This is a genomic window from Microvirga sp. HBU67558, assembly GCF_018069605.1.
Taxonomy (GTDB): domain Bacteria; phylum Pseudomonadota; class Alphaproteobacteria; order Rhizobiales; family Beijerinckiaceae; genus Microvirga; species Microvirga terrae.
On record NZ_JAGPUP010000559.1, the window covers coordinates 20,306 to 38,665 of the forward strand.

At 65.9% G+C, this 18,360-nt stretch carries 18 protein-coding genes; 11 read left to right on the forward strand and 7 right to left on the reverse strand.

The window, feature by feature from the left end; all coding sequences use genetic code 11:
- Positions 1–72: 72 nt before the first annotated feature.
- The 6 genes from glf to KBI52_RS28225 all read right to left on the reverse strand — a co-directional run bounded on the left by glf (position 73) and on the right by KBI52_RS28225 (position 4,261).
- Entirely contained in the window at positions 73–1,227 is a 1,155-nt protein-coding gene (gene glf / locus KBI52_RS28200; protein ID WP_210812433.1) for a UDP-galactopyranose mutase, read from the reverse strand.
- A 6-nt stretch (positions 1,228–1,233) separates the two neighbouring features.
- The gene (locus KBI52_RS28205) at positions 1,234–2,436 is read right to left on the reverse strand and encodes a glycosyltransferase (protein ID WP_247654704.1); all 1,203 of its coding nucleotides are present in this window, start codon (positions 2,434–2,436) and stop codon (positions 1,234–1,236) included.
- A 208-nt stretch (positions 2,437–2,644) separates the two neighbouring features.
- Complete coding sequence (locus tag KBI52_RS28210) at positions 2,645–2,956, reverse strand: polyhydroxyalkanoic acid system family protein (RefSeq protein WP_173948143.1); 312 nt, start codon at positions 2,954–2,956, stop codon at positions 2,645–2,647.
- Positions 2,957–3,043: 87 nt separating this feature from the next.
- On the reverse strand, positions 3,044–3,349 hold the full coding sequence (locus tag KBI52_RS28215; protein ID WP_173948142.1) for a hypothetical protein: 306 nt from the start codon (positions 3,347–3,349) through the stop codon (positions 3,044–3,046).
- Between the two features lie 77 nt (positions 3,350–3,426).
- On the reverse strand, positions 3,427–3,783 hold the full coding sequence (locus KBI52_RS28220) for a hypothetical protein (protein ID WP_210812435.1): 357 nt from the start codon (positions 3,781–3,783) through the stop codon (positions 3,427–3,429).
- Positions 3,784–3,841: 58 nt separating this feature from the next.
- Complete coding sequence (locus KBI52_RS28225; protein ID WP_173948140.1) at positions 3,842–4,261, reverse strand: septal ring lytic transglycosylase RlpA family protein; 420 nt, start codon at positions 4,259–4,261, stop codon at positions 3,842–3,844.
- Between the two features lie 294 nt (positions 4,262–4,555).
- Between KBI52_RS28225 and crtI the strand changes: the two genes are divergently transcribed.
- From crtI to ispH, 9 genes are all read left to right on the forward strand, one after another.
- A complete protein-coding gene (crtI, locus tag KBI52_RS28230; RefSeq protein WP_173948139.1) occupies positions 4,556–6,106 on the forward strand; it encodes a phytoene desaturase family protein in 1,551 nt (516 codons plus the stop codon).
- Between the two features lie 11 nt (positions 6,107–6,117).
- Complete coding sequence (locus KBI52_RS28235) at positions 6,118–6,522, forward strand: DUF2141 domain-containing protein (protein WP_210812436.1); 405 nt, start codon at positions 6,118–6,120, stop codon at positions 6,520–6,522.
- A gap of 7 nt (positions 6,523–6,529) precedes the next feature.
- Entirely contained in the window at positions 6,530–7,624 is a 1,095-nt protein-coding gene (locus KBI52_RS28240) for a cyclopropane-fatty-acyl-phospholipid synthase family protein (RefSeq protein ID WP_210812437.1), read from the forward strand.
- Between the two features lie 81 nt (positions 7,625–7,705).
- Positions 7,706–9,241: an NAD(P)/FAD-dependent oxidoreductase gene (locus tag KBI52_RS28245; protein WP_210812438.1), complete on the forward strand. Its 1,536-nt coding sequence runs from the start codon at positions 7,706–7,708 to the stop codon at positions 9,239–9,241.
- Positions 9,242–9,336: 95 nt separating this feature from the next.
- A complete protein-coding gene (locus tag KBI52_RS28250) occupies positions 9,337–10,077 on the forward strand; it encodes a lysophospholipid acyltransferase family protein (protein WP_210812479.1) in 741 nt (246 codons plus the stop codon).
- On the forward strand, positions 10,074–11,186 hold the full coding sequence (locus KBI52_RS28255) for a glycosyltransferase family 2 protein (protein ID WP_210812439.1): 1,113 nt from the start codon (positions 10,074–10,076) through the stop codon (positions 11,184–11,186). Before KBI52_RS28250 ends, KBI52_RS28255 begins: the two co-directional genes overlap by 4 nt.
- Positions 11,183–12,841, forward strand: coding sequence for a squalene/phytoene synthase family protein (locus KBI52_RS28260; protein ID WP_173948134.1), 1,659 nt, complete (start codon positions 11,183–11,185; stop codon positions 12,839–12,841). The genes KBI52_RS28255 and KBI52_RS28260 overlap by 4 nt, the downstream gene beginning before the upstream one ends.
- Positions 12,842–12,854: 13 nt before the next feature.
- Positions 12,855–14,138, forward strand: coding sequence for an FAD-dependent oxidoreductase (locus KBI52_RS28265; RefSeq protein ID WP_210812440.1), 1,284 nt, complete (start codon positions 12,855–12,857; stop codon positions 14,136–14,138).
- Positions 14,135–15,103 carry a 4-hydroxy-3-methylbut-2-enyl diphosphate reductase gene (gene ispH, locus KBI52_RS28270; protein WP_210812441.1) on the forward strand — a complete coding sequence of 323 codons (969 nt, stop codon included), beginning with the start codon at positions 14,135–14,137 and terminating at the stop codon, positions 15,101–15,103. Before KBI52_RS28265 ends, ispH begins: the two co-directional genes overlap by 4 nt.
- Here ispH and KBI52_RS28275 read toward each other — a convergent pair.
- Complete coding sequence (locus KBI52_RS28275) at positions 15,082–16,503, reverse strand: MATE family efflux transporter (RefSeq protein ID WP_173948131.1); 1,422 nt, start codon at positions 16,501–16,503, stop codon at positions 15,082–15,084. The genes ispH and KBI52_RS28275 overlap by 22 nt on opposite strands.
- Positions 16,504–16,646: 143 nt before the next feature.
- Here KBI52_RS28275 and KBI52_RS28280 point away from each other — a divergent pair, with 143 nt between their 5' ends.
- Complete coding sequence (locus KBI52_RS28280; protein ID WP_173948130.1) at positions 16,647–17,624, forward strand: amidoligase family protein; 978 nt, start codon at positions 16,647–16,649, stop codon at positions 17,622–17,624.
- Complete coding sequence (locus tag KBI52_RS28285; RefSeq protein WP_210812442.1) at positions 17,621–18,322, forward strand: gamma-glutamyl-gamma-aminobutyrate hydrolase family protein; 702 nt, start codon at positions 17,621–17,623, stop codon at positions 18,320–18,322. The genes KBI52_RS28280 and KBI52_RS28285 overlap by 4 nt, the downstream gene beginning before the upstream one ends.
- Positions 18,323–18,360: the final 38 nt, after the last annotated feature.

An 18,360-nucleotide genomic window follows, 5' to 3' on the forward strand; every position in this document is an offset into this window, starting at 1 on the left:
TGCAACTCCGAGCTATTACAACAGTACTTCCACAACTATTCCTAGTGCGGAATGTTCAATGCTCTTTGTCGATTACGAAACCAAGGCTGCCGAGCCCGATACGACTTTCACCGCGGAGGTGTCGGCCCCGACTGGCAGAGACTCGTTGATGCGCCGGAAGGTGGCGAGCGCCTGACCGACGATCTGGTCCATGTTGTAGTAGCGATAGGTTGCCAGCCGTCCGACGAACCACACGTCGGGCGTGGCCAGGGCAAGCTTCTCGTACTTCTTGAACAGTTCCTGGTTCTCGGCCTTCGGAATCGGGTAGTAGGGATCGCCTTCGGCCGACGGATACTCGTAGGTGAGCGCCGTCTTGGCGTGTTCCTGGCCGGTCAGGTGCTTGTATTCCGTGACGCGGGTGTAGTCGTTCGTCTGGGGGTAGTTCACGACACCGACGGCCTGATGCCAGGTCTGGTCGAGGGTCACGTGCTCGAAGCGGAGCGACCGGTAGGGCAGCTTGCCGAACTGGAAGTTGAAGTACTCGTCGATCGGCCCGGTATAGATGACGCGGCGATGGGGAACGACGTTCTTCACGTCGTCATAATCCGTCTGCGTCATAACGTGGATGTTCGGATGGCTGACCATCTTCTCGAACATCCGCGTGTAGCCGTGCTTGGGCATGAACTGGAATTCGTCCGTGAAATAGCGGTCGTCCCGGTTGGTGCGCGTCGGCACGCGCGAGGTCACCGACTTGTCGAGTTCGGAGGGATCGAGCCCCCATTGCTTGCGCGTGTAGCCGCGGAAGAACTTCTCGTAGAGCTCGCGTCCCACGACCGACACCACCACGTCCTCGGACGTCTTGATCTCGCCGATCGTCTCGGCACGCTCGGCAAACCAGTCCTGCAGCTGCTCGGACGTGAGATTCAGGCCGTAGAGCTTGTTGACCGTGTCGAGGTTGATGGGAATCGGCACGAGCATGCCATCCACTTCGGCCAGGACCCGGTGCTCGTAGAAGCGCCATTCCGTGAAGCGGGAAAGATGATCGAAGATCTGCTTGGAATTGGTATGGAAGATATGCGGACCATACTGATGGATCAGAAGGCCGTCGTCGTCGTACCGATCATAGGCGTTGCCGCCGATATGCGGACGGCGGTCGATGAGGAGGACGCGCTCGTTGCGCTCGGTCGCCAGACGTTCCGCCAGAACGCTGCCTGCAAAGCCGGCGCCGACAATCAACCAATCATACATTCCAGATCACTCCGCAGGCGTGGTGGCATAAACGGGAAGGGAAGAAGCTGGACGATCGGCCGTCGCGTCACCGGTCGCATCCAGCATGAGCTTGTGCATGGACGCCCAGGTCTTGTCCCAGGAGCCGGCCGCGAGATGGCGGTCGACCTTGGCAAGCCACGACTCCTTCGGCCGAGCCAGGATGGTTTCGACCTTGGCGACCACCTCATGGGCATCCTTGGCGATCTCGACGAGTCCCTTCTCACCGTAGGGCCGTACCACATCGGTGATCGGCGTCGAGACGACCGGCACGCCGGCCGCCAGGAATTCCGGCGTCTTCGTCGGACTGATGAACTTCGTGGCCTCGTTGAGGGCGAAATTCATGAAGCCCACATCCCAGCCGGACAGGTAGTGCGGCAGTTCATTGTAGGACTTTCCGCCGAGCCAATGGATATTGGGCCGCTGCGGGAGGGTCGCAGGATCGATCTTCACCACCGGGCCGATCATCACGAACTGCCAGTCGGGACGCAGGTCGGCGACCTCGGCCAAAAGATCGATATCCATGCGCTCGTCGACGACGCCGAAGAAGCCGAGGCGCACATGCGGGATCTGCGCCTGGTCGTCCGGATCCTTGTCGATGGAGCGGGCCTGCGAGAAGTGCTGGAAGTCGATGGAGGACGGGAAGCCGTGAACGCTGCGGTGGCGGTGGCGCTTGGCCTCGAAGAGGCTCATGCCGCCCGTGAAGACCAGATCGCAGCGGGAGAAGAGGGCGTTCTCAAGATCGAGGAGCTCCTGCGATGCGCCGCGGAAGAGCGAGAGCTCGTCCATGTTGTCGTAGACACACAGGTCGCATTCAAGATCGCTGGTGAATGCCATGGCCATCGGCGTGTAGTACCAGAACACGCGCGGGCTCTTGGCCTCGCGGCCGATCAGTTCTTCGATCAGGTCGTGCTGCTCGGCGATGACGTCCTCATGCGACAGACCTTCGGGAAGAACCGGCACCGCGATGGTCACGCCCTGAGGCCGGTCGCTCACGTCCATATGAGGCTTCGCACCGGCTTTGAACATGGGCTCTTCGATGATCAGGACGTCGTAATGCTTGACCGCCCGGCTGAGGAGATGCTGAGGCCGCTGCCAGACGAAATCCCAGCGCAGATGTGAGAAGCAGACGAGAAGAGGTTTTTCTGAACCGACCTTGACAGGCGAACGAAGGGCATAGGACTGCGTCATCAAACGCTCATGCATAGCGCCATCCTCAAATACAGGTGTGTTGTCGCGATCGGACGGAAGAACACGGCCCGGGGTGAATAAAGCGATGTCTTAAGTGAAGCGCACCAACGAAGGGTCGTGGTCGCAATCGATGACACAACGCAGACAGGCCTGTTTAGTTCCATCTGCGTTCATATTCCTGAACGGATATTCATCGCTATAGCCACCGTCATTTCTTCTCGAGCATCAGTGTTCCTTGCTTTTGGATGAAGGTCTTCGCCTTCTCTGCAACCATCGCAAGGATCCACGGCAACTGCACTTCGACGCGAACCTGATCCTGCATCACTTCGAGGTGGCCGCTGACGTTCTGGCCCATCGCCCCGACATGGAAATCCATGCGGTTGCCGTTCCAGGTCTCGTTGATGGACGCGACCTTGTCCCCGAACTGGGATTTCAGGCCCGTCATGCCGCCGTGAAGCCGGCGCATGGCTTCGGCCTGGCCGAGGTTGTGGGGAATGGAAACGATTAGTGGCTTGGCCATGGGAGTGCTCCGCTTTTCCAACGACAAGCGAAGCAGTGCGGGTCGGGTTCCCTCCACGCGGTGAGGAGCCCCGCGGGATGGAACCCGCTACAGCATCTCGACCTTGATGGCGCGCATCACGATGGTTTCCTGCTCGAACCGGCGCTCCAGTTCGGCGCGGTACCGCTCCCACCAGGAATGGTCGAGTTCCCGGGCCATGACTTCGAACACCACGATATCGTCGTGGGCGGTATGGCCGCCCTCCTTCCAGACGCCGTGGGCCGGCGCGCGCGTGAAGCTCGTGATGCCGCCGAACCGCTCGGACAGTTCCGTGCGAACCCGCCCATAGGCGCCGCCGTCGAAGCGGCGGCCGGCATTGTCGGCAAGCGGCAGAAGAATCTGGACCAGGTGCATGGACATCCCCTGAGGCGCCACAGGCTGGCGCAGGAAAATAGTTCAGGAGACGGAAAAGGCGAGGTCCCTATCGCAGGTCAGGCCTGCAGGGCGGCGAACAAGGCGCGATCGGTTTCCGGCCAATCCTCATCCATCCGGTAGCGGCCCGACGGTTTCGAGACGCGCCAGGGACAGGCCGCGGACGCATGGATCGCCTCGGAGGCACGCAGGCGTCGCGCACTCCCATCCGCCTGCACTTCGTCGATCACGACGAAGCCGAAGATGGTGAGCCGCGTTGCCATGGCCTTGGTGGTGCGATCACCCGCGTCGATCGACAAGGAGCCCGCGGCATAAACCGCATCCATGAGGCTCCGCTGATCGCGCCTTGGATTGGACGTCGAGCGCGCGCCCGGAAAGCGGATGACGTTCGTCGCCTGAGACGATTTCGATTCCATGTAAGCAACCCTTGGTCCCGAATCGTGCCAAGGATCGCCGCAAGGGATTAAGAAGCGCCTAATCGAGCCTGTGCAGGGATACGTAGCCCGTGCCGGTGGAAGTCAGCCCCAGGGCCAGCGCGGGCCCCTTGGCGAGGTCGATGATGCGGCGGTGGGCAAACGGACCGCGATCGTTCACCCGGACGACCACGGAGCGGCCATTGGTTTCGTTCACGACCTTGAGTCGCGTGCCGAACGGCAGGGAGCGGTGGGCGGCCGTCATGTCGTTGGAGTTGAAGCGCTCGCCGCTGGCCGTTTTGCGGCCGTGAAACCCCGGTCCGTACCAGGAGGCGGTGCCGCGCTGAAAGGCATTGCCGGTCTCGATATTGGCCTGTGAGATGGATCCCGTGATGCTCGGGTCGTTGGAGGCGGTCGTATTGCAGGCTGCTACAAGAAGAAGAGGCATCATCGCAGATGCCCGGGTGAGGATGTTCTTCAAAGACAGTCTCCCCTTCCGTTGTGGTTGGAAGTGAAACTGAGCCTTAAAAAGGCAAGAATAAGGCGCTGAGAAATTTTTCTACGTTCACTCATCCTTCAGGATTACAAGACTATTCGCGGAACTAGCCTGGAAGAGTCACGAGAGCAATTATTATAGCCTGAATAACGTTACTTTTCCGAGCGGATTAAGCTTCACCTTTCCGTGATCGTGGAGGGCGGCTACTGGTCGAGACGCCGGACTGGTCTAGTTCAGACATCCGTTGTTCCATCACAGCCACAGCCGAGGCAGCCGCTCATGGTCACATCCTCCCCGTCGCAGCCTGTTGCGATTGTCGGGGCCGGCCCGGGAGGTCTTGCTTCAGCCATGCTGCTGGCACGGGAGGGCATTCCCGTCACCGTGTTCGAGCGCGAGCCAGCCGTCGGTGGCCGCACCCGGACGATTCATGCTCCCGGCGGCTACAAGTTCGACATCGGCCCGACCTTCTTCCTGTATCCGCGTGTGCTGAAGGATATTTTCGAGGCATGCGGCGAGCGGCTGGAGGATCACGTCGAACTCAAGCGCCTCGATCCGCAATATCATCTTGTCTTCGAAGGCGGCGGGTCCATTCGCGCCACCTACGATCTCGACCGGCTCGAGCAGGAGATCGCGCGGCTTGCGCCTGCCGATGCGCGCAACGTGCGCCGGTTTCTCGACGACAACCGGGACAAGCTCGAAGCCTTCCGGCCGGTGCTGGAACAGGCCTTCTCGAGTCCGGCCGATCTCTTCTCGCCAGCGATGCTGGCGGCCCTGCCGAAGCTGCGGCCGTTCTCCAGCGTCGACAGTGATCTCAAGCGCTACTTCGCCGATCCGCGCGTGCGTCTCGCCTTTTCGTTCCAGACGAAATACCTCGGCATGTCGCCGTTCCAGTGCCCGAGTCTGTTCACGATCCTGTCCTTTCTCGAATACGAGCACGGGGTGTTCCACCCCATGGGCGGCTGCGGCGCGGTCTCGGACGCGATGGCCCGTGTGGCGCGCAAGATGGGCGTCGACATCCGCCTGAACACGCCGGTGGATCGCATTCTCTACGAAGGCGGCGAGGCCGTCGGCCTCGAGGCTGGCGGTGAAAAATTCGCCGCCGGATCGATTGTGGTAAATGGCGACTTCGGCCATGCCATGCAGCGGCTCGTGCCCGAATCCATGCGCCCGCGCTGGAAGAACAAGAAGCTCGATCGTGCAAAGATCTCGTGCTCGACCTTCATGCTCTATCTCGGCATCGAGGGCGACGTGGGCGATCTCGCCCATCATACGATCCTGTTGTCGCGCGAATACGAGCGCAACATCCGCGAGATCACCAGCGGCATTCTGCCCGAAGAGCCGTCGATCTACGTGCATCACGCCGGCGTGACGGACCCGACCCTGGCCCCCAAGGGCCACACGAGCCTCTACGTGCTGGTCCCGGTGCCGAACCTGCGCTGCGGGGTCGATTGGGCCCGCGAGGCGCCCCGCTATCGCAGGCTCGCCCTCGAGCGGCTGAAGCTGCTCGGGCTCCACGACATCGAAGACCGAATCCGCTTCGAACGCGTCGTGACGCCGCGGGGCTGGCAGGACGACTTTGCCGTGTTCGAGGGTGCCACCTTCAACCTCGCGCACAATCTCACGCAGATGCTGTACTTCCGGCCCCACAACCGCTTCGGGCGCAACGTCTATCTGGTCGGCGGAGGCACGCATCCGGGCAGCGGCCTGCCGGTGATCTATGAGGGCGCGCGCATCACCACGCGCCTGCTGCTGGAGGATCGGGAGCGCCGACGAGCAGGCCACCGGGAATCGGAACCTGCCGTCGCACCGCTCGGCCAAGCGGCTCTCTAGAGGAACACCGGATGGGACGCATTCGACTGACGATCGCTCTTCTGCTTTCCGCCTCGTCCGCTCACGCAGCGACGCTGACGATCCGCGCACAGGGCGTTCAGCCGGATCAGAACATGGTCTATGCTGGAATCTGCGACACGAGCTTCGAGGAAGCCACCTGCCCCTACAAGGATCGCGGCAAGGCCTCCTCGGGAACGGTGGAACTGCAGGTCAGGAACGTGAAGCCCGGCACCTATGCCATCGCGGTCTTCCATGATGTGAACGGCAACGGCAAGCTCGACCGCAGCTTCATCGGCCTGCCCAACGAGCCCTACGGCTTCTCGAACGATGTGGGCCGCCGCGGCCCTCCGAACTTCGAGGCGGCCCGGATCGTCGTCAGGGAACCCGCGACGACGGTCGTGATCCCGATCCGATAGGGCTGCCATGCTGTGGCGCGCCTATGCTCTCCTGTCCCACGGAGGAGACCGCGTGGGCTTCGGATCCATTGGTCTTCCCTCCTGGCATCGCACGGCTGCTCCGCCGTTCCGGCGATCGGGCGACGTGCTGAAAGTCCTCGAAGAGGCCGATCATGCGATCTGGTCGGCCAGCGCCCTTTCAGCCTGTGCCGACAGCGGCCTTCTCGCCCAGCTCGGCAAGCCGACGGCGATTGACGAACTGGCACGAGCTGCATCGCTGCCGCTCCCGCTCGTGCAGGTCCTGATCGACGTTCTCGCCAGCTACGGATTCCTCGTGTGGGAGCACGGCCGCGTCCGTGCGGCCCCGTCCCTCATGCCCTTCACCACGCCCGAGGGGGTGGCGACTTTTCAGGCCTCCCTTCGGGCCCCACTTCTGCAGGCGCAGAGCTTCCGGCACCGATCGGCCGAGGGCGCCCTGACGCTTGACGGCTGGACCCACACCGACGAGGCGATCATCGAAGCACAGGGGACCCTGACCCAGCTCTGGACCACGCGGGCTCTGCCGAAATTGAAGTTTCTGCCGGGCCTCGTGCCGCGTCTCGAGAGACCCGGCGCGGGCCTTCTCGACGTGGGCGCAGGAGCCGCGGGCCTTTCGATCACGCTCTGCCGGCATTTCCCGCACCTGAACGCGGTGGCGCTCGAGCCCGCGCCGCACCCGGCCGCCGTCGGGACCCGCCATGTGCAGGAGGCCGGCCTTGCGGGTCGCATCGACGTTCGGCAGGAGCGCGTGGAAGATCTGAGGGACGAAGAGGCCTTCGACCTCGCCTTCCTGCCTCAGATGTTCCTGCCTGAGGCCATCATCCACGAGGCGATCGAGCGAGTCTTTCGGGCCCTGAGGCCGGGCGGGTGGCTTCTCGTCGCCGTTCTGGCGTCCGAAGGTCATGGCCGAGTCCCTGCGATCAACCGTCTGAAGAATCTGCTCTGGGGCGGAGGCATCCGCAATGTGAACCATCTGAGGCCACGCTTGGCCGCGGCCGGGTTCGACCCGGTGATCCGCGCACCGGGCGGGGCTTCACTTCGCATGATCTGCGCCCGTCGGCCAAACCTTCGTGATCCGCCTTGAACTGGCCCCTGGCCTTCCTAGAACCATGACGATTGGACGCAGACCCACGGCGCGTGGGCTCGTGCCCGGCAGGAGGAATGCGTGAGCGCTCGAGAGACTTCGGTTGCCGTCATCGGCGGAGGATTGGGCGGGCTGGCGGCGGCCTGTGTCGTGGCGGCTCGCGGGCACAAGGTCACCCTGTACGACAAGAATGCCTGGATCGGCGGCAAGGCGGCGGTTCTGCACGAGGACGGCTTCCGCTTCGACATGGGACCCACGATCCTCACCGTCCCGCGTGTTCTCGAACGCATCTTCGCGGAAGCCGGCCGCAACCTTTCCGACTATCTCGACCTCGTCCGCCTCGACCCGCAATGGCGGTGCTTCTTCGACGACGGCACGCAGATCGACCTCCAGGAGAACATCGCCGCCATGGCCGAGGCCATGGATCGCTTCGCGCCCGGCAAGAATGCCGGCGACGGGTACAAGCGCTTCCAGGAGATCTCCGCCCACCTTCACGACATCTCAAACCGGTTCTTCTTCTGGAAGCCCGTCGAGGATCTCTTCGACACCATCAACATCCGGGCCAACATGAACCCCGCGACCTTGCGGGATGTTCTGTCCCTGCGCATGGGCTCCTCCGTGGCCGGCACCATCCGGTCCAAGGTGAAGGACGAGCGTCTGGCGCAGATGCTGGACCACTTCACGCAATATGTCGGCTCGTCCCCGTACGGCTCGCCCGCGGTGCTCTGCGCGATCGCCCACATGCAGGCGGCCGATGGGGTGTGGTATCCCATGGGCGGCACCCGCGCCGTGGCGGAGGCCCTGGCGAAACTCGCCACGGAACTGGGCGCCACGATCAGGACCGACAGCGATGTCGCCTCGCTCAGGATCGTGAACGGCGCGGTCGAAGGCGTCGTCCTCGCGAGCGGTGAGACGGTCGCCTACGACAACGTCATCTCCAACATGGATTCCATCCGCACCTACCGGGAGCTCGTGGGCGGCGAGGTCGGCGAGCATTATGCGCGCAAGGATTTCGAGCCGGCCTGTTCCGGCGTGGTGCTCTATCTGGGCCTGAACAAACGCTACGATCATGTCCTCCACCATGACTTCGTGTTCTCCCGGGACCCGGAGGAGGAGTTCGACTTCATCTACCGGCGCGGCGAGCCGGCACCCGATCCCACCTGCTATCTCGCGGCGCCGGCCGCTACCGATCCGAGCGTCGCGCCGGATGGCGGCGAAGCGCTCTATGTGCTCGTCCATACGCCTTATCTGCGCCCGCACCACGACTGGTCGCAGATGTTCCCCGCCTACCGTCATGTGATCATCGACAAGCTGAAACGGACGGCCGGCATGGACGACATCGAAGAGCGCATCGTCGTCGAGCGCCATCTCACGCCGCAGGACATCCATGACCGCTACAAAGTCCTCAACGGCGCCATCTACGGGTTGGCGAGCCACGGCAAGTTCATGGGCGCCTTCAAGCCGGGCAACCGCAGCCGGCAGGTGCGGGGCCTCTACCTTGCGGGCGGCGCCGCCCATCCGGGCCCCGGCATGCCGATGGTGATGATGTCGGGCTGGATCGCCGCCGACGCCCTCGATGCGGATTGCAAGGTCGAGAATCTACGGAACGTGTCTTGAGGCAGAACCCGAGCAAGGCAGAGACGGCGCGCGCCTTTCCCCAGGTCCCGGGAGGCTCTCCCGTCGCGCGCCGCTCCGCCCTGCTCCATCGCTTCATGGTCTCGACCTTCCGGCGCTATTTCATCCGCCACATGAATGCCCTGCGGATCGCCCCATGGGGCCTGCCGGATGTGCCGGAGCGGGGCCCGGTCATCGTCTATTCCAATCACCCGGCCTGGTGGGATGCCGCGGTCTACATTCTGGCGGCCGACAGCCTCTTTCCCGCCTATGAGAGCTACGCGCCCATCGATGCCGCGATGCTCAAGCAATACGGCATCTTCGGCCGCATCGGCGCCTTCGGGGTCGATCTCGACTGCCCGCGTGGCGCAGCCGACTTCCTGAAGGCCGGCGGGGAGGTTCTTGCCGCGCCCAACCGGGCGCTCTGGATCACCGCGCAGGGACGCTTCGGCGACGTGCGCGAGCGCCCGCTCGGCCTCAAGCCCGGCGTGGCGCGCCTCGTCGAGCGTGCGCCCGATTGCACGGTCCTGCCGCTCGCCATCGAGTACAGCTTCTGGCTGGAGCGCGGCGCGGAGGCCTTCATGGCGTTCGGCCCGGCGATGCGCGGGCAGGATCTCGTGAACCTCGCACGTCCCGCCCGCCTGGCGCGGCTCGAGGACGAACTCGCCGCGACCCTCGACCGCCTGAGCGCCGACGTGCAGAGTCGCGATCCCGCCCGCTTCCGGGCCGTGCTCGCAGGGCGCGCCGGCGTCGGCGGGCTCTATGACGGGTGGCGGCGAATGGCGGCGGCCCTGCGCGGACGTGCCTTCGACCCGTCCCACGAGGGACGCGCCTCATGATGGTGCTCGGCTTCCTCCTGCTCGCCCTGGCCGCCATCCCGTTCGTGCTCACGCTCATGAACCTGAGCACCTTCAGGGCGACGCCCCGCCACGCGCCGCAGGGCGATGTTCTCGTGTCGATCCTCATCCCGGCCCGCAACGAGGCGAAGAACATAGGACCGGCCCTCGAGGCGGCGCTCGGCAGCATGGGCGTGCCCATCGAGATCCTGGTGATGGACGACGGATCGACCGATGGGACGGGCGACATCGTCCGCGCCGTCATGGCCCGCGATCCCCGGGTGCGCCTCCTCACTGCACCACCGCTGGCGGAGGGCTGGACCGGCAAGATCCATGCCTGCCACCATCTCTCCGAGGCCGCACACGGCACGCATCTCCTGTTCGTGGACGCGGATGTGCGCCTGGGCCCCCATGCGGCGGCTCTGCTGGCGGGCCACGCGCAGGCCACCGATGCGGGTCTCGTCAGCGCCGTGCCGCGCCAGATCATGGTCACGCTGGGCGAGTTGCTGACGGTGCCGACGATCAATCTTCTGCTTCTCGGCTATCTGCCCATGGGCTTCATGCGCCTCTCGCGCGATCCCGGCCTCGGGGCGGCCTGCGGCCAGCTCATGCTGATGGAGCGCGGGGCCTACCGGGCCAGCGGCGGCCACGCGGCGGTCCGGTCGCGCATCCATGACGGCATCCAGCTGGCGCGCCTCTTTCGCCGCAAGGGCATCATGACGGATCTGATGCCCGGCGAGCGCCTCGCCACCTGCCGCATGTATGCCGGCCTCGACGAGGCCTGGAGCGGGTTTGCCAAGAACGCCCATGAAGGCATGGCGACGCCGGTCGCCCTGCCGATCTGGACCGTGCTGCTGCTCGGCGGCCATGTCCTGCCCTTCGCGCTTCTCCCCTTCCTGCCAAGCCTTCCGATTGCCGGTGCGGCTCTCCTGTCGCTCGTCACCCGCATGCTCGTGACCTTCGCCACGCAGGAGAACCCCTGGTCCATTCCCCTGCATCCCGTTACGACCCTTGTGGGCCTCGCCATCCAGTGGAGCGTGCTCCTGCGGATCGGAGATGCTTGCCGTGCCGGATGGAAGGGCAGGCTTTATCCCGTGGAGGAGAAGCCATGAGCATCGACGCCGGGCAACCCTCGAAGCGGCCGCGTGACGAGAACTTTCCGGTCGCCTCCCTGGTGCTCTCGCGCGAGCACCGGGACGCGGTTCTCGCCTTTTACGGGTTCGCGCGCACTGCCGACGACATTGCCGACGCACCCGAACTCGGCGCGGCCGAGAAGCTGACGCGTCTCGATGCTCTCGAACAGGCTCTCGTGGCCGGCGATACGGACATTCCCGAGGCCGCGCGCCTGCATGCCGTCGAGACGCGGCACGAGGCCGGCCTGAGCCAGGCCCGCGACCTGCTCCGCGCCTTCCGCCAGGACGTGGTCAAGGCGCGCTATCACGACTGGGCGGAGCTGATCGATTATTGCCGCCTGTCGGCCAATCCGGTCGGCCGGTTCCTGCTGGCCGTTCACGGCGAGCGCGGTTCGGCTCATGGGCCGGCGGATGCCCTGTGCACGGCGCTTCAGATCCTCAATCATCTTCAGGATTGCCGCAAGGATCGCGAGCACCTGGGCCGGATCTATATCCCGATCCGATGGATGCTGGGGGCGGGCTCGGAGAAGGCCTTCTTCGAACCGTCGCACACGGGAATGCGCCGCGATGTCTTCGACGCCATGCTCGACCGGGTCGACGCGCTGATCGATCAGGCGCAATCGCTGCCGGAGCACCTGCAGAGCAGGCGCCTGCGGGCGCAGAGCATCGCGACCATTGCCCTCGCCCGACGCCTGAGCGGGCGTCTGCGACAGGCCGATCCGGTTCTGGAGCGCATTCAGGTGAGCAAAGCCGACATCGGCATGGCATTCCTGCAGGGCGTTCGCGGCACCGTTCGGGCTCCCTCATCCAGCGACCGTCACGTCACGGCAGCCGTGGTGCGGCGCTCGGGCTCGTCCTTCCGCCTCGGCATGCAGAGTCTCGGTCCGGAGCGCCGTCGCGCCATTCATGCGGTCTATGCGTTCTGCCGCGCGGTGGACGACATCGCCGACGGCGCGGCGCCTGCGTCCGAGAAACGCGCCTTCCTGCGCGAATGGCGGCGCGAGCTCGACCGGCTTCATCGGGCACCGGAAACGCCCATCGGGCGGGAGCTTGCCCGGGCGTCGACTCTCTTCAAGCTGCCCGTCGAGGAGTGCCATGCCCTGCTCGACGGCATGGAGACGGACAGCGCCGACCGGGTGCGCTTGGCCGGCGATTATGAACTGGGCCTCTACGGCCGCCGGGTCGCCGGCTCGGTCGGCGCCCTGTCGATCCGCATCTTCGGCGTACCCTCGGCGCACGACTTCGCGCTCAATCTCGGACGTACCCTGCAGCTCGTGAACATCCTGCGCGACGTGGACGAGGATGCGGCCTGCGAACGGGTGTACATCCCCCTGTCCCGGCTCGCACAGCTCGGATTGCAGGACGCCCCGGCGGTCACGCTCGTGGCGGATCCGCGTTTCGCCCGCGTCTGCGAAACCCTCGCGGGGGAGGCGCGTGCCGGTTTCGCGGATGCGGATGCGGCCCTGGCGCGTCTCGACCGCCGGGCTCTGAAACCGGCGATCCTGATGATGGAGAACTACCGCCGCGTCCTCGACCGACTGCAGGCCCGCGGCTGGGGCGTCCGTCAAGGCAGGCTGCGCCTGAGCGCCGCCGACCGGCTGCATCTCATCACCCGCGCCATGAGGCCCGCATGACGACGAGGCCCGCATGACAAGGCGCACCCACATCGTCGGAGCCGGCATCGCGGGCCTGAGCGCGGCGCTTGCCGTCACGGGGCAAGACGGCGAGGCCGTGGTCTACGAGGCCGCCCCGCAACCAGGCGGGCGATGCCGGACGCTCCAGTCCTCCGATGGCTTCATCCACGACAACGGCACCCATGTGCTGTTCACGGCGAACGGACGGACGCTCGATCTCCTCAAGGCGGTCGGCGCCCGCAACCGGTGGATCGAGCCCGAGCCCAAGGGGCTTCCGCTCTACGACGGACGGACGGATGCGTTTCAGCGCGTCGGGCTTTCCCCCTGGTCCTGGCTTCTTCCCTCGCGCCGCCCGCCCGGCCTGACCCTGCCGGATCTCGCGCGCATCCTGCGCCTCGTCTTCCCCGCGAAGGACTGCCCGGTCGCATCCATCATCGGCGATCGGCCGATCATGGACAGCCTGATCGAGCCCTTGACGGTGGCGGTGCTCAACACCCCGGCCGCGCAGGCGTCCGCGCAACGGCTTGCCTGCGCTCTGCGACGGCTCCTCCGGCCCGGCTCCGGACGGCTGCTGGTGGCGAGGAACGGACTGAGCGCGGACCTGATCGAGCCTGCTCTCGCCACGCTCGCGACGAGAGGCACGTCCGTCCTCACGGGGCAGCGCCTGCACAGGCTCCTGATCAGCAACGGGCGTGCCATCGGCATGGCCCTGTCCGACCGCACCGTGATGCTCGGTCCCGACGACCAGGTCGTTCTGGCGCTTCCCCCCTACGAGGTGGCGCGGCTGCTCCCGGGCCTCCCGGTGCCCGCCTCCTTCGAGCCGATCCTCAACGTCCACTTCCGCATGGCCGGCCCGGCCGCTCCGCGCTTCGTCGGCTTTACCGGCACGCTGGCGCAATGGGCGCTGATCCGGCCGGCCCATGTGAGCGTCACCGTCTCGGCCGCCGACGCGGTGATCGACCAGAATTCCGCCGATGTAGCGGCCAGGATCTGGCGCGAGATCGTGCCGGCGCTGCGCCGTCTCGGCCTCGATGCTGCCGGCGACCGCCAGCCCGAAACCAGGGTGGTGAAGGAGAAGCGCGCGACGATCCGCCAGGCCGCCGAGTTTCTCCCGCAACCACCCCTTCTGCCCCTCGCCAATCTCGCTCTGGCCGGGGACTGGCTCGGCTCCCTTCCCGCCACCATCGAGAGCGCCGTCATGGCCGGGGAGCATGCCGCTGCCCTCCTGCGCAATGCACGCTGCACCCGCGCTTCCATTCTGCGCGACCGCCCCTTGAAGACGGAGGATGCGGCATGATCCAGGACCATCTCCCGCTCACCGTGCTGCTCGCGGCGCCCCGCAGTTTCTGCGCCGGAGTCGAACGGGCCATCCGCGCCGTCGAGGATGCCCTCGAGCGGACCGGAGGGCCCGTCTACGTGCGTCATGAAATCGTGCATAACGGCCGCGTGGTGGAGGACCTCAGGCGCAAGGGCGCGATCTTCGTCGAGGACATTGCCGAGATCCCGGACGGAGCCGTGGCGATCTTCAGCGCCCATGGCGTATCCCGTGCGGTGGAGCGCGAGGCGGCGGGGCGTCAGCTCTCGGTGCTCGACGCCACCTGCCCACTCGTCCGCCGCGTCCATCTCGAGGGGCAGCGTCATGCCAGGGCCGGACGCGAGGTCATCGTCATCGGCCACCGCGGCCATGTGGAGATCGAGGGAACGACGGGGCAGATCGACGGCATCGTCCACGTGATCGAGAGCGTCGCCGAAGCCCTGACGGTTCCCGTCACCAACCCCGAGCGCATCGCCTACATCACCCAGACGACCCTCTCCGTCGACGATACGCGCGAGATCATCGCGGCCCTGAAGAAGCGCTTCCCGTCGATCCAGGGGCCCGACATCAAGACGATCTGCTACGCGACGCAGAACCGCCAGATGGCCGTGCGCGTGATCGCCAAGCGGGCGGAGCGGATCATCGTGTGCGGGGCGCGCAATTCCTCGAACACGAACCGTCTGTGCGAGGTGGCGGTCAGCGAGGGCCGCCAGGCCCTGCTCATGCAAGATCCGAAGGATCTGTCCCTCTCCTTCATCGACGGTGCGGCGGTCATCGGCCTGACCGCCGGCGCTTCCGCCCCCGAGGATCTGGTGCAGGAGGCGCTGGAGCGCCTTGCGCGGTGGCGCAGGCTGACTGTCGAAGAGGTGCGCGTGACCCATGAGGACGCGCAGTTCGCGCCCGTCGATCTCTCGCGCCTCGTCAATCAGCTCGCGAATGCTTCCTGAACGTCCTGCGGCGCCGCCGTGACCAGTCCCAGCCGGTCGCGGTGCAGCCAGCGCCACAGCATCAGGCAGGCCACCACGGCGAGCCCGCTCGCAAGGCCGATCCAGATGCCGACGCCGCGCAGCGAGGTGCCGAAGGCCAGGAGCGTCCCGAGCGGGAGGCCCACGCCCCAATAGCCGAACGCCGCATAGAGCATGGGCACCCGGGTATCCTGCAGGCCGCGCAGCATTCCGGCCCCTACCGCCTGCGCGCCATCGACCAGCTGGAAGATGGCGGCCACCACCAGGAAGGTCCGCGCCAGATCGATGACGAGCGCGTTCTTCGGGTCGCCCACGTCGAGGAAGACACCGAGCAGGAGATGGGGCGCGAACAGCATGAGGGAGGCCGTGACGACCATGAAACCGGTGCCGAGCGCAAAGGACGTCCAACCGGCGCGGGTGACGCCCTCCGCGTCCTGCGCCCCGTAGGCCCGGCCCACGCGCACCGTCACGGCCTGACCGATGCCGAGAGGCACGGAGAAGCAGAAGGACGCGATCTGCAGCGCCACCGCATGGGCGGCCAGTTCGCTCGCGCCGATCCGGCCCATGAGCATGGCGGCGGCGTTGAAGATCGTCACCTCGAACATGAGCGTCAGGCCGATGGGAACGCCGATCCGCCACAGGGTGCGGTAGCGCGGCCAGTCGGCCCGCCAGAAGCGCCCGAAGACATGGTAGCGCCTGAACTTCGGATGGAGGACGATCACGAGGGCGAGCCCGAGGAACATGAAGATGCTCGAGATGATCGTGCCGATGCCGACGCCGATCAGCCCCAGGGCCGGCAGGCCGAACGAGCCGACCATCAGCACATAGGCGGCGCCGAAATTCACCGGAATGGCCAGGAGGCCGATGAACAGAGCCCAGCCGGGGCGCTCCAGGGCCGCCAGGAAGGAGCGCAGGACCAGGAAAAACAGAAACGGCAGAAGACTCCATTGCAGGGCACGGATGTACTGACCCGCATCGCGAGCAAGGCCCGCCTCCTGCCCGATGGCGAGAAGGATCGCCTCCCCGTTCCAGGCCACGATCCAGATCGGGACCGCGACGGTGACGCAGGCCCACAGACCCTGACGGACCGTGCGGCGCACCTCGCGCACGGAATGGCGCTTGCGGCCGAGTTCCTCGGCGATCATCGGCGAGGTCGCGTTGACGAGGCCGATGCCGAAGATCAGGAAGGCGAAGTAGAGATTCGTTCCCAGGGCGCCCGCGGCCAGAGCCCCAGACCCCATCCAGCCCATCAGGATGACGTCGGACGTGATCAGGGCGTTCTGCGCCACGGTGGCGAGAACCAGAGGCCAACCAAGGGACAGGGTCGCGCGCAGCTCCGCCATCCAGGCGGCGCGCTCGATCGGAGAGGTGCGGTGAATCATGGTAGCGGGCTTGTAACCGGCCCACGACCGGAAGGCCACACCTCACGGCTTTGAGGGGAACTCTTGCTGGACAAGGAACCCGAGCGGAAGCGCATCCGTTCATTCCCGTGCTCACGTTTTCGTGTTGTTTTCCGGAGTTCTCGATGGCGCAGCCGGCGCTCTCAACCGATATCGACTTCGCTCTCCCGCCCTGCCTGTACAACGAGCGGGGCGAACGGCGCACGGTCGGGGTCGAGATCGAGTTCGTGGGCCCGTCCGCGGAGCGGACCGTGCAGGCCCTGCAGCAGGCCCTCGGCGGCAGGCTGATCGAGGAGGATCCGCATGCCTTCGCCCTGAAGGAATCGGCCATCGGCGACCTTACGGTCGAGCTCGACAGCCGCATCCTGCACCCGGGCAAGCAGGCCGGAACGCAGAAGGGCGTGCTGCCCAAGATCGCGGCCCTGTTCGGATTCGCGGCCCGTTATCTCGTTCCGTGCGAATTGGTCACGGCCCCGTTTCCGATCGACCAGCTCCAGGAGCTCAACCGCATCCTGACGGTCCTGCGCGGGCTAGGCGCCAAAGGCACGCAGGATGCGCCCTTCTATGCCTTCGGTCTGCATTTCAACCCGGAGATCCCGCGCCAGGATGCGGCGACCCTCACGGCCTTCATGAAGAGCTTCGCCCTGCTCAACCCCTGGCTCCGACGGGAGGCCTCGCCGGACGCCACGCGCAATCTCCTCGGCTTTGCCGACCCGTTTCCGGCCGAGTACGTCCGCAGGATCGCAGAGCCGGATTACTGGCCGGACATCCCGGCCTTCATCGACGATTATCTCAGCCACAACGCGACCCGGAACCGGGATCTCGACCTGCTGCCGCTTCTGCATCATTTCGACTCGAAGCGCGTCCGAGCCATTCTGCCGAACGAGAAGATCAACGGCCGCCCCACGTTCCATTACCGCCTGCCCGATGCACGGGTCAGCGACCCGGGCTGGAGCATCGCGCCGGACTGGAACCGCTGGGTCTGCGTCGAGCGCCTGGCGGGCGACCGTGACACGCTGGACGCCGTTGCCTCCGCGTATCTGTCGTTCGACGGCGAGGACAAGAGCTGGGCCAACGTGGTGGAGCAGATCGTACGGTCATGACGAGCCCCTTGATCGGCGTAACCACGTCCCGGCGCGGTGGATGGCGCAGCTATCTCATGCACCGGCTGGCGCTCTACCGCGCCGGCGCGCGCTCCGTCCGCCTCGTGCCGGGACATCCGCTGCCGACGGAGCCGCTGCAGGGCCTCGTGATCGGCGGCGGCGACGATATCGGGGCCGAGATCTATGGCGGACAGGTCCTGCCCGACGTGCGCATCGATCCCGAGCGGGACAAGCTGGAGCTCGGGCTCCTGAAGGCAGCCCTGCCGGCAGGGCTGCCGATCCTCGGCATCTGCCGCGGATCGCAGATGATCAACGTGGCGCTCGGCGGCACGCTGCATACGGACATCTACGAAGTGTATGTTCAGGCGCCGAAGATGCGCACGGTCCTGCCGCGCAAGACGGTCACCATCACGCGCAGCTCCCGGCTGGACCGGATCCTGAGCTGCAATCCCTGCCAGGTGAATGCCCTCCATCACCAATCCGTCGACCGGCTCGGACAGGGACTGACGATCGCCGCCCATGACGAGAGCGGCATCGTGCAGGCCATCGAGAGCGAGAGCGGTCCGTTCCTGCTCGGCGTTCAGTGGCATCCGGAGCTTCTGGTCTGGAAGAAGCCGCAGCAGCGATTGTTCGCGGCTCTGACCGATGCGGCGCGCGAGGCGGAGGCGCCCCTGTCGGCGGCAGCGCTCGCCGGCTAGATCGTCGAACCCGAACCGAACCTGCGTTCGGGTCCGAT